This window comes from Pseudomonas syringae group sp. 26L6 (genome assembly GCF_032587815.1).
In the GTDB taxonomy this organism is placed as follows: Bacteria; Pseudomonadota; Gammaproteobacteria; order Pseudomonadales; family Pseudomonadaceae; genus Aquipseudomonas; species Aquipseudomonas amygdali.
The window spans coordinates 335,879-349,371 of sequence record NZ_JAWHPJ010000053.1; the positions used below are offsets into that span (position 1 = coordinate 335,879).

Consider the following 13,493-nt stretch of genomic DNA (forward strand, 5'->3'; position numbering starts at 1 on the left):
GATTTGTTACATGCTTGTAGCTTGCCGCTTGCAACTGGAGGAAGCGACATGCCTTTGGAAAATATTTCCTGCCAGAAAAGCTTCGGCGGCTGGCACAAGCGTTACAAACACCACTCTCAAGTACTGGGTTGTGACATGGTGTTTGCGGTCTATCTGCCGCCCCAGGCAGAGCAGGGCAGCAAGCTCCCGGTGCTGTACTGGTTGTCCGGTCTGACCTGCACCGACGAGAACTTCATGCAGAAAGCCGCAGCTCACCGGCTTGCGGCCGAGCTGGGCATTATTATCGTGGCACCTGACACCAGCCCGCGCGGTGCCGACGTAGCAGACGACCCTGAAGGTGCCTGGGACTTCGGTCAAGGGGCGGGCTTCTATCTCAATGCCACCGAACAGCCATATGCGCGGCATTACCAGATGCATGATTACGTCGTCAGGGAGCTGCCAGCCCTTATCGAAGAGCACTTCCCGGCGTCAGAGGCGCGCAGTATCAGCGGGCACTCGATGGGCGGGCATGGGGCGCTGGTCTGCGCACTGCGCAATCCCGGTCGCTACAGGTCGGTATCGGCGTTCTCGCCGATCAGCAATCCGATTGACTGCCCGTGGGGGCAAAAGGCGTTCTCCCGTTATCTGGGTGAAGACCGTTCGCGTTGGCGCGAGTGGGATGCCAGTGTGTTGATTGGGCAAGCGTCGGAAAAACTGCCGACGCTGGTGGATCAGGGTGATCGTGATGACTTTCTGGTCAATCAGCTCAAGCCTGAAGTTCTGGTTCAGGCCGCCAAGGCTGCGAACTATCCGCTGACCTTGCGGATGCAGCCAGGTTATGACCACAGCTATTTCTTCATCGCCAGCTTCATCGAAGACCATCTAAGGCATCACGCTGAAGCCTTGAACAGCTAACGAGCGCCAAAGCAGGTAGAATCACGCCCTGACTTTTTTCAGGGCGTTTTTTATGCGTATTGGCCATGGCTATGATGTGCACCGTTTCGCTGAAGGCGACTTCATTACCTTGGGCGGCGTGCGGATTGCACACGGGTTCGGCCTGCTGGCCCATTCCGATGGCGATGTCCTGCTGCATGCCCTGAGCGATGCGCTCCTGGGGGCCGCGGCACTGGGTGATATCGGCAAGCACTTTCCTGACACCGATCCGCAGTTCAAAGGTGCCGACAGCCGCGTGCTGCTGCGTCATGTCCTCAAGCAGATCCACGGCAAAGGCTGGAAAGTCGGTAATGTCGACGCCACCATTGTTGCCCAGGCACCGAAAATGGCACCGCATATCGATGCCATGCGTGCCTTGATCGCTGAAGATCTACAGGTTGAGCTGGACCAGGTGAACGTGAAAGCGACAACGACAGAAAAACTCGGCTTTACCGGACGTGAAGAAGGCATCGCGGTGCATGCCGTTGCGTTGTTGCTGCGCGCATGAATGAACTTGAACTGCTTGGCCCCAGGGCCTACGGCGATGCACTGGGTCGTGCAGCCCTCAAGGCGACTGCCGAAGACTTTCAGGTCGACGAGGTGCTGGACATTCCGCTTTCAGGCGATGGCGAGCATTTATGGCTGTGGGTCGAAAAACGCGGCCTGAATACCGAAGAGGCGGCACGTCGGCTGGCCCGGGCCGCGGGGGTGCAGTTGCGTACGGTCAGCTATGCCGGTCTCAAGGACCGCCAGGCACTGACCCGCCAGTGGTTCAGCATTCAACTGCCGGGCAAGGCCGATCCTGATCTGTCGGCCGCGCAGGACGATACGCTGCAAATTCTCAAAAGCACTCGACACAAGCGCAAGCTACAACGCGGTGCTCACGCAGCGAATGGCTTTACGCTGCGGCTGACGCAACTGGACGCTGATACGGACGCTTTGAACCAGCGCCTTGAAATAATTGCCCGGCAGGGCATCCCCAACTACTTTGGTACGCAGCGTTTCGGTTATCAGGGCGGAAATCTTGGCGAGGCACGCGATTACGCTGCCCGCAAAGCGCTGCCTGAGCAACGTGCGGTGCGTTCGCGACTGTTATCAACGGCGCGCAGCTACCTGTTCAATCGGGTTCTGGCAGCCCGCGTTGCCGATGGCAGCTGGGAAAAGGCTCAGGTAGGGGATTTGCTCGCTTTCACCGACAGCCGCAGCTTTTTTCCGGCGGGTGTTGATGAGTGCAGCGATCCTCGGCTGGCGATTCTCGATCTGCACCCTACCGGGCCGCAGTGGGGTGAAGGCCCTTCGCCAGCCGGAGGCGCGACGGCAGAACTGGAAAATGCCATCGCCAATGATGAGTCTGCGTTGCGTGACTGGCTGGTCAGAGCGGGCATGGAGCACGAACGACGCATCCTGCGACTGCCCATTGGGCGGCTGACGTGGCATTATCCCGAGTCTGACATTCTGCAACTGGAATTCGTCCTTCCGCCCGGATGCTTCGCCACCGTTTTAGTGCGCGAACTCATTGATCTGGTGCCGGTTGGGCAGACGGACAGCCCATGCGTATTCTGATATCAAATGATGACGGGGTGAACGCGCCCGGTCTTGTCGCGCTCCATGCGGCGCTGGCGGACTATGCCGAGTGCGTGGTGATCGCCCCTGATCAGGACAAAAGCGGTGCCAGCAGTTCCCTGACACTCGACCGGCCCTTACACCCACATGCACTGGCCAACGGCTTCATCAGTCTCAATGGTACGCCGACCGACTGCGTGCATCTGGGGATTCATGGGTTATTGGAGCATCAACCGGACATGGTGGTTTCAGGTATCAACCTGGGTGCCAATCTGGGCGACGATGTACTGTATTCCGGAACGGTCGCTGCAGCGCTCGAAGGGCGTTTTCTGCAGCGTCCGTCGTTTGCCTTTTCGTTTTTGTCACGTCAGCCGGATAATCTGGCGACGGCGGCGCATTATGCGCGTTTGCTGGTTGAGGCCCATGAGCAACTCGACCTGCCACCCCGCACGGTACTGAACGTGAATATTCCGAACCTGCCGCTTGAGCATATCCGCGGCATTCAACTGACCCGACTGGGGCACCGTGCCCGTGCTGCGGCGCCGGTAAAGGTTGTCGACCCGCGTGGTCGTGCCGGCTACTGGATTGCCGCTGCCGGCGATGTCGAGGACGGCGGTGCTGGCACCGACTTCCATGCGGTCATACAGGGTTATGTATCGATTACGCCGTTGCAGCTGGATCGAACTTATCAGGACGGATTCAGCAGCCTGAATACCTGGCTGGAGGGTCTTCGTTGATGTCGCGCGAGCAGGATGATCTATTGCGTCGCGGGATCGGGATGACCTCGCAGCGCACCCGTGAACGTCTGATCCAGCGCCTCTGCGAAGAGGGTATTTCCAACCAGCGGGTGCTGGACGTCATTCGCAAGACGCCCCGGCATCTGTTTGTCGATGAAGCGCTGGCGCATCGCGCTTATGAAGACACAGCGCTGCCCATCGGCCACAACCAGACGATTTCCCAGCCTTACATGGTCGCGCGGATGAGCGAGCTGCTATTGGCAGCAGGTCCGCTGGACAAGGTCATGGAGATCGGTACAGGGTCGGGCTACCAAACCGCGGTGCTGGCGCAGCTGGTGGAGCGTGTATTTTCGGTCGAGCGTATCAAAGTCCTTCAGGACCGCGCCAAGGAGCGTCTGGTCGAGCTCAATCTGCGTAATGTGGTTTTCCGCTGGGGCGACGGCTGGGAAGGCTGGCCTGCTCTGGCACCTTATAACGGCATCATCGTCACGGCAGTGGCAACCGACGTACCGCAGGCGCTGCTTGATCAACTGGCACCTGGAGGTCGGCTGGTCATACCGGTGGGTTCGGGAGAGGTTCAGCAATTGATGCTGATCATCCGTGAAGAAAACGGTTTTTCCCGGCACGTACTGGGGGCTGTGCGCTTCGTGCCACTGCTCAACGGGCCAATCGCGTGAAGATTGTCTGCGGTAAACAGTGAATTCTGGCTTCAGTCATTGGTCTACAGCGCGCGGCCCGGAATGTTGAATGGCCTGATGGCATCATTCCATGTAGCTGATTGATACATAACAACGTTTTTTCAACGGTTAATCACTGGCTGCCCGTCGCTATTACGGCACAATAGGCATCTTTTTTGAATTCAGTCACCAGTAAAGGGAGTGGCGGGTGAGTCTCACAGTCATTCAGCAGCTCAGGTCTTCAAGAAGTTATCAGCGTCTGGTGATTGGCATTGCTCTCAGTGTCCTTTTGGTCGGCTGCTCCAGCACGCCTTCAGGCGGTGTTCGTGTCGTTGATCGTAACGGTAATGCCGTTGCCCAGCGCCCGACGGTAACCACCGGCCAATACGTGGTCAGGCGCGGCGACACGCTTTTTTCTATTGCATTCCGTTACGGCTGGGACTGGAAAGCGCTGGCTGCCCGTAATCAGATCCCCGAGCCGTTTACCATCAAGCCAGGTCAGACAATTCGCTTTGACGGGCGCTCCTCTTCAACGCAGGACGTAGCGTCGACTTCTGGCGCAGGACGTCCGGTGACCTCTACATCAACCAGCACCAGCAGTTCCGGGTCCGTCAAAACTACGGTTATTTCCAAGCCTGTTGCGGTTGTACCTGTGGTAATACCTCCTTCTGCGACCACCGGTACAGGCCCAGCGGGCAAGTCTCCGACGGGTTGGACCTGGCCTTCAAGTGGCATTTTGATAGGAAAATTTTCCTCAAACGGCAGTTTGAATAAAGGAATTGATATCGCTGGTGATTTGGGACAGCCTGTTTTGGCAGCGTCTGATGGTTCAGTTGTTTACGCCGGAAGTGGATTACGGGGCTACGGCGAATTGATCATCATCAAACACAGCGATACCTACGTCAGTGCCTACGGTCATAATCGCAGGCTTTTGGTACGGGAAGGTCAACAGGTCAAGGCAGGGCAAACGATTGCCGAGATGGGGTCAACAGGAACTGACCGGGTGAAACTTCATTTTGAGATTCGCCGCCAAGGGAAACCTGTAGATCCATTGGGATTTTTGCCACGTCGTTGATAGTTGCCAGCCTGTTCCGGGCGTATTAGGAACAGGCTCAAGTGTTGCCATGGAATCAGGCGATACTGGAGCTTGAGGTCGAACTCACCAAAGGACTAAAACAATGGCTCTTGGCAACGAAGCGCCGGAGTTTGACATCGATGATGAAGTGCTCCTTATGGAAGCCGGCATTGTCCTGAAGGAAGCGTCAAACGAGAAGCAGCCACCCGCTGCCTCCGGACGCACCAAGGTCAAGCATTCAACATCGCTCAAACAACACAAGTACATTGACTACACGCGGGCGCTTGATGCTACCCAGCTGTACCTCAATGAAATCGGTTTTTCTCCTCTGCTGTCCCCGGAAGAAGAAGTTCATTTTGCGCGTCTGTCGCAAAGTGGAGACCCGGCCGGGCGCAAGCGCATGATTGAAAGCAATCTGCGTCTGGTAGTGAAAATTGCCAGACGCTATGTCAATCGTGGGCTGTCATTGCTTGACCTGATCGAGGAGGGCAACCTGGGGTTGATTCGGGCGGTTGAAAAATTCGACCCTGAACGAGGCTTTCGTTTTTCTACCTACGCCACCTGGTGGATTCGTCAGACCATCGAACGCGCGATCATGAATCAGACCCGGACCATCCGGCTGCCGATTCACGTCGTCAAGGAGCTGAACGTTTATCTACGCGCGGCCCGAGAGCTCACCCAGAAGCTGGATCACGAACCTTCTCCCGAAGAAATTGCCAATCTGCTGGAAAAACCGGTAGGTGAAGTCAAGCGCATGCTCGGCCTCAACGAGCGTGTCTCTTCGGTGGACGTCTCGCTGGGGCCTGATTCGGACAAGACCCTGCTCGACACCTTGACCGACGATCGTCCGACCGACCCCTGTGAGTTACTGCAGGACGATGACCTGTCCCAGAGCATCGATCAATGGTTGTCTGAGTTGACCGAGAAGCAGCGCGAGGTTGTCATCCGCCGCTTTGGCTTGCGCGGGCATGAAAGCAGCACACTTGAAGATGTAGGGCTTGAGATCGGTCTGACGCGTGAGCGGGTCAGGCAGATCCAGGTTGAAGGGCTCAAGCGCCTGCGTGAGATCCTTGAAAAGAACGGGCTGTCCAGCGAGTCTCTCTTCCAGTAACCATCTCTTCGTAACGTCAATCCAGGGCCGATATAACACAGACTGTGTATATCGGCCTTTTTATATGTCTTTCGTCATTTGAATGTCGTAGGTCAATGCGTCTGCTCGGCCTTTCAGCTTTCAAAGCCTGTAAGTCATTGCGTACGGTTACTGTAAGTCATTCAGATAACAAGAGTGAGGCTTGTCGCCAAACAGCTGCGTTTTAGGATTTAACACCTTGTTTTAAATGGAAATTATATTTTCGAAAGCGATTGCCATGGAAATATCCTGGAGCGTTTGAGGTGTTGCTCTGCCGGGGTAAATCTCTAATATCGAAGCTGTGCCAACGGACAGGCACAGGCCATCAAGGACGACGGTCAAGGACATCGCGGGATGCGATTCATCAGGATGATGACCAGGGAATACAGGGATCAGGGATAAAATGTGGGCGGGTCATACCGCCCCTTTTTTTGTCTGCAGAAAACCGGACTGTCCAACAAAAAAGGCCCTCTAGAGGGCCTTTTGTCTGTATGGAATCTAGCGTTCCAGATCAGCGATCTTGCCGGGTTTGCCGTCCCACTCTGCCGCATCCGGCATAGCGTCTTTCTTTTCGGTGATATTGGGCCAGACTTCGGCAAGCTCAGCGTTGAGCTCGATGAAGTTTTCCATGCCAGCGGGAATCTCGTCTTCCGAGTAAATGGCCACGGCAGGGCACTCAGGCTCGCAGAGCGCGCAGTCGATGCACTCGTCCGGGTGGATCACCAGGAAATTCGGGCCTTCGTAAAAGCAGTCCACCGGACAGACTTCTACGCAGTCGGTGTACTTGCACTTGATGCAGTTGTCGGTGACGACGAAGGTCATTTCTAATTTTCTCCTCAGGCGGCTGCGGCAGAGCCCTTCCAGACAGGGGTGCCAGGTTCGGGAGGTTTCCCGGCCCTATGAAAACACGTGCTTTTGGTGGGTGGCCTTGAAGCGGTAAGACTGCGTCGTCTGCTACCTGTCCCTGCCACCTACCGATGGTTCGCTGCATTTTCACGCGGCTCGAGAAACGCCTCGACCAGGCTAAAAGCCGAGAGCGTCCCAAACCGCGCGGGATTCTAACAGTATGTAACGCTTCGCGTCACAGGCGAGTTTGCAATGTGTATAGCAAATCCAGCGCCTGCCGCGGGGTCATATCGTCGACCTTGACCTTCGACAGCTCGTCGAGCACCGGGTGCGGCAGACTTGCGAACATATCGCTCTGCTGCGGGACTGCGGGCTTGCCGGGTTTGGCGCGCGGCTGCTCGTGCGGCAGGCTTGTGGTTTCCAGACGCTGCAAGTGTTCCTTGGCGCGGCTGATGACCTTACCCGGAACGCCGGCGAGCTGTGCCACGGCCAGACCGTAGCTCTGGCTCGCAGGCCCTGGCAGTACGCGGTGCAGGAACACGATCCGCTCGTTATGCTCAGTGGCGTTCAGGTGCACATTGCTCACCAGCGGTTCGCTTTCCGGCAGCACTGTCAGCTCGAAATAGTGCGTCGCGAACAGTGTATAAGCACGCAGTTGCGCCAGACATTCCGCCGCTGCCCAAGCCAGCGAAAGGCCGTCGAAGGTACTGGTGCCACGTCCGACTTCGTCCATCAGCACCAGGCTTTTGTCAGTGGCATTGTGCAGGATGTTTGCCGTTTCGCTCATTTCGACCATGAACGTCGAGCGTCCACCGGCCAGGTCGTCGCTGGAGCCGATACGGGTGAAGATCCGGTCGACCAACGACAGTTCGCAGCTGGCAGCGGGCACGAAACTGCCGATATGCGCCAGCAGTACGATCAGCGCCGTCTGACGCATATAGGTCGATTTACCGCCCATGTTCGGGCCGGTTATGACCAGCATGCGCGTGCTGTCGTCCAGCGCCAGGTCGTTGGCGACAAACGGAGTGCTTAGTACCTGTTCTACGACCGGGTGACGGCCCTGCTCGATACGCATGCAGGGCTCGGCAACGAACCGTGGGCAGTTGAGGTCCAGATTCAGCGCGCGCTCCGCAAGGTTGCTCAGCACGTCCAGCTCAGCCAGCGCCGCTGCCGTGTCCTGCAGCGGCGCTAGATGGCCGATCAGGTCTTCAAGCAGCGCTTCGTAGAGCATCTTTTCACGTGCCAGTGCGCGGCTTTTGGCCGACAACGCCTTGTCTTCGAATTCCTTGAGCTCGGGCGTGATAAAGCGCTCGGCCCCCTTGAGGGTCTGGCGGCGTATGTAATCAGCCGGGGCCTGCTCGGCCTGTTTGCTCGGCAACTCGATGAAGTAGCCGTGCACGCGGTTGTAACCGACTTTCAGGTTGGCAAGACCGGTACGGGCCTTTTCGCGGGCTTCCAGATCGATCAGGAACTGACCGGCGTTTTCACTCAGCGATTGCAGATCATCCAGCTCAGCGTCGTAACCAGTCTTCAGAACACCGCCGTCGCGTATCACGGCAGGCGGATTGTCGATGATCGCGCGCTGCAGCAGATCAGCGAGTTCCGGATAGATGCTGGCGGTCTGCGCAAGTTGTTGCAGGTGCGGTGCTTCAAGATCGGTCATCGCCTGTTGCAGTTCGGGCAGAGCGCTCAGGGCATCGCGCAGACGGGCAAGGTCTCGTGGTCGCGCATTACGCAGGCCGATACGCGCCAGAATCCGCTCGATGTCGCCGATTTCCTTGAGCTGCGGCTGCAGGTTCTCGAAGCGGTAGCGCTCCAGAAAGCAGGTAATGGACGTCTGGCGTGCCTGAAGAATCGTCAGGTCGCGCAACGGCCGGTTCAGCCAGCGGGTCAGCAGCCGCGTTCCCATCGCCGTCTGGCAACGGTCCATGACCGATTGCAGCGTATTGTCGCGGCCACCGGAAAGGTTGGTGTCCAGCTCAAGGTTGCGCCGACTGGCTGCGTCGAGGATTACCGTATCGTCGAGGCGTTCGTGGCGCAGGCTGCGCAAGTGGGGCAGGGCGGTACGCTGGGTTTCCTTGGCGTAGCTGAGCAGGCAGCCCGCAGCACCGATGGCGAGTGTCAGGTTTTCGCAACCAAAACCCTTCAGGTCCTGGGTTGAAAACTGCTGACACAGACTTTTATGGGCTGAGTCGCGCTCGAAATCCCACGGTGCACGACGTCGCGCACCACGGCGTTTTTCGGCAGGCAGACCTTGCGGCCAGTCGTCCGGAATCAACAGCTCGACCGGGTTGATGCGTTCAAGCTCGGCCAGCAGGTTCTCCCAACCCTTGATCTCCAACACACTGAAGTTGCCGCTGGTGATGTCCAGCACGGCGAGGCCGAACAGGCGTTCGTCACCCAGTACGGCGGCAATCAGGTTATCCCTGCGCTCATCGAGCAAGGCCTCGTCGCTGATGGTTCCGGGCGTAATGATGCGGACCACCTGACGATCCACCGGGCCCTTGCTGGTGGCCGGGTCGCCGATCTGCTCGCAGATCACGACCGATTCGCCCAGCTTAACCAGTTTGGCCAGATAGCCTTCGGCGGCGTGATAAGGAATCCCGCACATGGGGACGCTCTGGCCTGCCGACTGACCGCGCGCGGTCAGGGTGATGTCCAGCAACTTGGCGGCTTTCTTCGCATCTTCGTAGAAGATCTCGTAGAAATCGCCCATGCGATAAAACATCAGTTGATCCAGGTGCTGGTTTTTGAGTTTCCAGTACTGCTGCATCATCGGAGTATGTGAGGACAGTTCGGAAATTGCTTTATTCATCAGTGGCTTAGGCAAGTTCTTGAGAGGAGTGAGGCAACCTTGAGGCATGACGGGTGGTCCCTCCTTGAATCGAGGGGCGTCTGCCGGGTATGTGCGATGGTCGCAAGGTTATCACGCTCAATCATGCGGTGCAGTTAGAGCGTACCTTCCGCTTATTGGTGACCGGGCGTTTCCTGACAGCCATCAACCTCGATTTGGCGTATAGACTTTCATCGCTGCTACTCGATAACCGGGCGGCACGCTATAAAAAAGGACTTTTATATGAAAAACAAACGAGCAAGGGATTCCGTCAACGGTCGCTTCATCCCGCTGGAAGAAGCCAGAAAAAGGCCGAGAGAAACGACGGTCGAAACGGTCAAAAAGCCGGAACGCAGGAAAGATGCGCGATAAACCGGCAATGGCAGACCCGCTTCAAGGCGGCTGCCTTGTCTCAGGAATCACTTTTACAGGCTTCCAGCATGAATGAGGACACCGTGGACGAGATAACCGGGCTGGCCAATACGCTTGGCAGGCTTCTCGGCGCAATGAACGCTCAAGTGACCACCGCCGAATCCTGCACAGGAGGCGGAATCGCCGAAGCGATCACGCGCATCGCCGGTAGCTCGGCATGGTTCGAGGCTGGCTATGTGACTTATTCGAATGCCCAGAAGACCCGGCAATTGGGCGTGCCCGAGGCACTGTTCGTAGAGGCCGGGGCGGTCAGCCAGCCTGTTGTCGAAGCCATGGTGCGAGGTGCGCAGCGTGAAAGCGGCGCGCGATTCGCCGTCGCAGTCAGCGGTGTTGCAGGGCCTGGCGGTGGTTCGCCGGATAAACCGGTCGGTACCGTATGGCTGTGTTGGGGCAAGGATGATGCGCTTGTCGCACAGCGTCGCCAGTTCGATGGCGACCGGGATCAGGTCCGTCGACAGACGGTCGAAGCCGCGCTGCAAGGGCTTATACAGCTTGCGCGTGGAGAAATGCCAAAACAGGGGTAGGCGCGCGCTCATCGCTGTGGAATAATACTGTCTACTTATACAGGTGTTGTGGCCATCAAGGCCCTAATTGAATTTGATTACGTGAGGACTTCAATGGACGACAACAAGAAGAAAGCCTTGGCTGCGGCCTTGGGTCAGATCGAGCGTCAGTTCGGTAAAGGTGCCGTGATGCGCATGGGCGACCATGATCGCCAGGCTATTCCTGCCATCTCCACCGGTTCGCTGGGTCTGGATATCGCACTGGGCATCGGCGGTCTGCCGAAAGGCCGGATCGTGGAAATCTACGGTCCAGAGTCTTCCGGTAAAACCACGCTGACGTTGTCGGTCATCGCGCAAGCCCAGAAAATGGGTGCTACCTGTGCGTTTGTTGACGCCGAGCACGCGCTTGATCCGGAATACGCCGGCAAACTGGGCGTCAATGTCGACGACCTGCTGGTTTCGCAGCCGGACACCGGTGAGCAGGCGCTTGAAATCACCGACATGCTGGTACGTTCCAACGCCATCGACGTCATCGTTGTCGACTCCGTTGCTGCGCTGGTACCAAAGGCAGAGATCGAAGGCGAAATGGGCGACATGCACGTGGGTCTGCAGGCGCGTCTGATGTCTCAGGCGCTGCGCAAGATCACCGGCAACATCAAGAACGCCAACTGTCTGGTGATCTTCATCAACCAGATCCGCATGAAAATCGGCGTGATGTTCGGTAGCCCGGAAACCACTACCGGTGGTAACGCTCTGAAGTTCTATGCTTCGGTACGTCTGGATATCCGCCGTACAGGCGCAGTGAAAGAAGGCGACGAGGTTGTCGGCAGCGAAACCCGCGTCAAGGTCGTGAAGAACAAGGTGGCTCCGCCATTCCGTCAGGCCGAGTTCCAGATTCTTTACGGCAAGGGTATCTACCTGAACGGCGAAATCGTTGATCTGGCCGTGCTGCATGGCTTTGTCGAGAAGTCCGGTGCCTGGTACAGCTACCAGGGCAGCAAGATCGGTCAGGGTAAAGCCAACTCGGCCAAGTTCCTGGCAGATAACCCGGAAATCTGCAAAGCGCTCGAGAAGCAGATCCGCGACAAGTTGCTGACCCCTGGCGTCGATACCAAGGCTGTTGGTTCCCGCGAAGCTGCCGTTGCTGATGATATGGCCGAAGCAGACGCTGATATCTGATAGTCATGCCTGTCGTACTTGATACACCTGTCGCCGTAAGGCGCACTGCAATGGACCTGCTCGCACGTCGCGAGCACGGTCGAGTCGAGCTGACGCGTAAATTGCGTCAGCGCGGCGCTCCCCCCGAGCTTATCGATGCAGCACTCGACCGTCTGGTCGAGGAAGGCCTGCTCTCTGAATCCCGTTACCTTGAAAGCTTCGTTTCTTACCGGGCACGTTCGGGCTACGGCCCTGTTCGTATTCGAGAAGAGCTGAATCAGCGTGGCTTGCAGCGGGCCGACATTGAGCAGGCGCTCAGGGAATGTGGTGTGGACTGGCAGGAGAAGCTTCACGAGCTCTGGCAGCGCAAGTTTGCCGGTGCTTTGCCTGTTGATGCTCGTGAGCGAGCCAGGCAGGGAAGGTTTCTGAGTTATCGCGGCTATCCGCTGGATATGATCGGCCGCTTGTTAAGCGGCCGTGGCGGGGATGACTGAGGTATCAGAGCGTTTTCTGTGGCGCTTGATCCTGCGCGCCATCTCTTGTCGCTGAGGCGTCCTCCCAGTTTTCCTGTTGATTGATGTAGTCCACCAGTTCACGAAGCCTGCCCTGATTGCGTCCTGTGAAGGTAAACGCAAGTCGTGTCAGGTGACTGAATTGAACTTCATCGTGCTCCTCGCCCTGATAGCTGTGCTGATGAAAGTTTTCATTGATACACAGATCGGCGAAAGCTTCCTGCATGTGCTCCAGAGCCTTCGCGCTGAGCGCGTGGCGCATGCGGATCACAAACTTGTTCTTCAGCCAGCGGCTGGAGTGGAAGTTGCCATAAAACTGGTTGATCTCTTCCACGGCGTCATCGGCGCTGTAGACCAGTCTCATCAGTTTCATATCGGCTGGCAGAATGTAGTGGTTGTCCTGCAACTGGTTTTTGATGAAGTCCAGTGCACCTTGCCAGAAGCTGCCGCCAGGGGTGTCCAGTAACACGACGGGCACCAGAGGGCTTTTGCCGGTCTGTATCAATGTAAGCACTTCCAGCGCTTCGTCCAGGGTTCCAAACCCGCCTGGACACAGCACCAGTGCGTCGGCTTCCTTGACGAAGAACAGCTTGCGTGTGAAGAAGAAGTGGAAAGGCAGCAGGTTTTCCGTGCCCTCCACCGTAGGGTTGGCGTGCTGCTCGAAGGGCAGGGTAATGTTGAACCCCAGGCTGTGTTTCAGACCTGCACCTGCGTGGGCTGCCGCCATGATGCCGCCACCTGCGCCGGTGATGACCATCATGTCCGAGCGGGCAAGCTTTTCGCCCAGCTCTCTGGCCTGTGCGTAAAGGGGGTGCTCTTGAGGGGTGCGAGCAGAGCCGAATACGGTGACTTTGCGGCGGCCCTTGAAGCGCTCGAGCACCCGAAAGGCTTTGTCCAGTTCGCGCAGGGTTTGCAGCGTTATCTTGACGTCCCAGCGATTGCGGTCGTCCTGGGCCATGCGTAGCACCGTGAGCATCATGTCGCGATACAGCGGCAGGTTTCTGGTACCAGGAGCAACCTCGTTGATGTGCTCTTCAATTTTGCTGGTCAGGTCGAGCCCGTTGCTTTGAAAGTGTCGGGATAGAAGATCGTCAGGTACATACGGCATTCGGGGTT

At 57.5% G+C, this 13,493-nt stretch carries 13 protein-coding genes; 10 read left to right on the forward strand and 3 right to left on the reverse strand.

Going from position 1 to position 13,493, the window contains the following annotated elements:
• The first annotated feature begins 48 nt into the window (after positions 1–48).
• The 7 genes from fghA to rpoS all read left to right on the forward strand — a co-directional run bounded on the left by fghA (position 49) and on the right by rpoS (position 6,075).
• The gene (gene fghA / locus RYA97_RS21760) at positions 49–894 is read left to right on the forward strand and encodes an S-formylglutathione hydrolase (protein WP_005733317.1); all 846 of its coding nucleotides are present in this window, start codon (positions 49–51) and stop codon (positions 892–894) included.
• Between the two features lie 52 nt (positions 895–946).
• Entirely contained in the window at positions 947–1,420 is a 474-nt protein-coding gene (gene ispF / locus RYA97_RS21765; RefSeq protein WP_002554705.1) for a 2-C-methyl-D-erythritol 2,4-cyclodiphosphate synthase, read from the forward strand.
• Positions 1,417–2,475 carry a tRNA pseudouridine(13) synthase TruD gene (gene truD / locus RYA97_RS21770; protein WP_010201444.1) on the forward strand — a complete coding sequence of 353 codons (1,059 nt, stop codon included), beginning with the start codon at positions 1,417–1,419 and terminating at the stop codon, positions 2,473–2,475. Before ispF ends, truD begins: the two co-directional genes overlap by 4 nt.
• A complete protein-coding gene (surE, locus tag RYA97_RS21775) occupies positions 2,463–3,212 on the forward strand; it encodes a 5'/3'-nucleotidase SurE (protein WP_005743445.1) in 750 nt (249 codons plus the stop codon). The genes truD and surE overlap by 13 nt, the downstream gene beginning before the upstream one ends.
• A 41-nt stretch (positions 3,213–3,253) precedes the next feature.
• Positions 3,254–3,889 (forward strand): protein-L-isoaspartate(D-aspartate) O-methyltransferase, encoded by a 636-nt coding sequence (locus RYA97_RS21780; protein ID WP_002554702.1) that lies wholly within the window; start codon positions 3,254–3,256, stop codon positions 3,887–3,889.
• Positions 3,890–4,097: 208 nt separating this feature from the next.
• A complete protein-coding gene (locus tag RYA97_RS21785; RefSeq protein WP_002554701.1) occupies positions 4,098–4,964 on the forward strand; it encodes a peptidoglycan DD-metalloendopeptidase family protein in 867 nt (288 codons plus the stop codon).
• Positions 4,965–5,067: 103 nt separating this feature from the next.
• Positions 5,068–6,075 carry an RNA polymerase sigma factor RpoS gene (gene rpoS, locus RYA97_RS21790; RefSeq protein ID WP_004657931.1) on the forward strand — a complete coding sequence of 336 codons (1,008 nt, stop codon included), beginning with the start codon at positions 5,068–5,070 and terminating at the stop codon, positions 6,073–6,075.
• Positions 6,076–6,591: 516 nt separating this feature from the next.
• Here the strand turns inward: rpoS and fdxA are convergent.
• Together fdxA and mutS are read right to left on the reverse strand one after the other, a co-directional pair.
• On the reverse strand, positions 6,592–6,915 hold the full coding sequence (gene fdxA / locus RYA97_RS21795; protein ID WP_004657930.1) for a ferredoxin FdxA: 324 nt from the start codon (positions 6,913–6,915) through the stop codon (positions 6,592–6,594).
• A gap of 259 nt (positions 6,916–7,174) precedes the next feature.
• A complete protein-coding gene (gene mutS / locus RYA97_RS21800; protein ID WP_316893166.1) occupies positions 7,175–9,742 on the reverse strand; it encodes a DNA mismatch repair protein MutS in 2,568 nt (855 codons plus the stop codon).
• A 470-nt stretch (positions 9,743–10,212) separates the two neighbouring features.
• Here mutS and RYA97_RS21805 point away from each other — a divergent pair, with 470 nt between their 5' ends.
• The 3 genes from RYA97_RS21805 (at position 10,213) to recX (ending at position 12,359) form a co-directional block, all read left to right on the forward strand.
• Positions 10,213–10,728 (forward strand): CinA family protein, encoded by a 516-nt coding sequence (locus RYA97_RS21805; RefSeq protein ID WP_005743449.1) that lies wholly within the window; start codon positions 10,213–10,215, stop codon positions 10,726–10,728.
• Positions 10,729–10,821: 93 nt separating this feature from the next.
• Positions 10,822–11,886 carry a recombinase RecA gene (gene recA / locus RYA97_RS21810; protein ID WP_004657925.1) on the forward strand — a complete coding sequence of 355 codons (1,065 nt, stop codon included), beginning with the start codon at positions 10,822–10,824 and terminating at the stop codon, positions 11,884–11,886.
• Positions 11,887–11,891: 5 nt separating this feature from the next.
• The gene (gene recX / locus RYA97_RS21815) at positions 11,892–12,359 is read left to right on the forward strand and encodes a recombination regulator RecX (RefSeq protein WP_005743450.1); all 468 of its coding nucleotides are present in this window, start codon (positions 11,892–11,894) and stop codon (positions 12,357–12,359) included.
• 4 nt (positions 12,360–12,363) lie between these two features.
• Here the strand turns inward: recX and RYA97_RS21820 are convergent, their stop codons facing one another.
• Positions 12,364–13,485, reverse strand: coding sequence for an LOG family protein (locus RYA97_RS21820; protein ID WP_002554686.1), 1,122 nt, complete (start codon positions 13,483–13,485; stop codon positions 12,364–12,366).
• Positions 13,486–13,493: the final 8 nt, after the last annotated feature.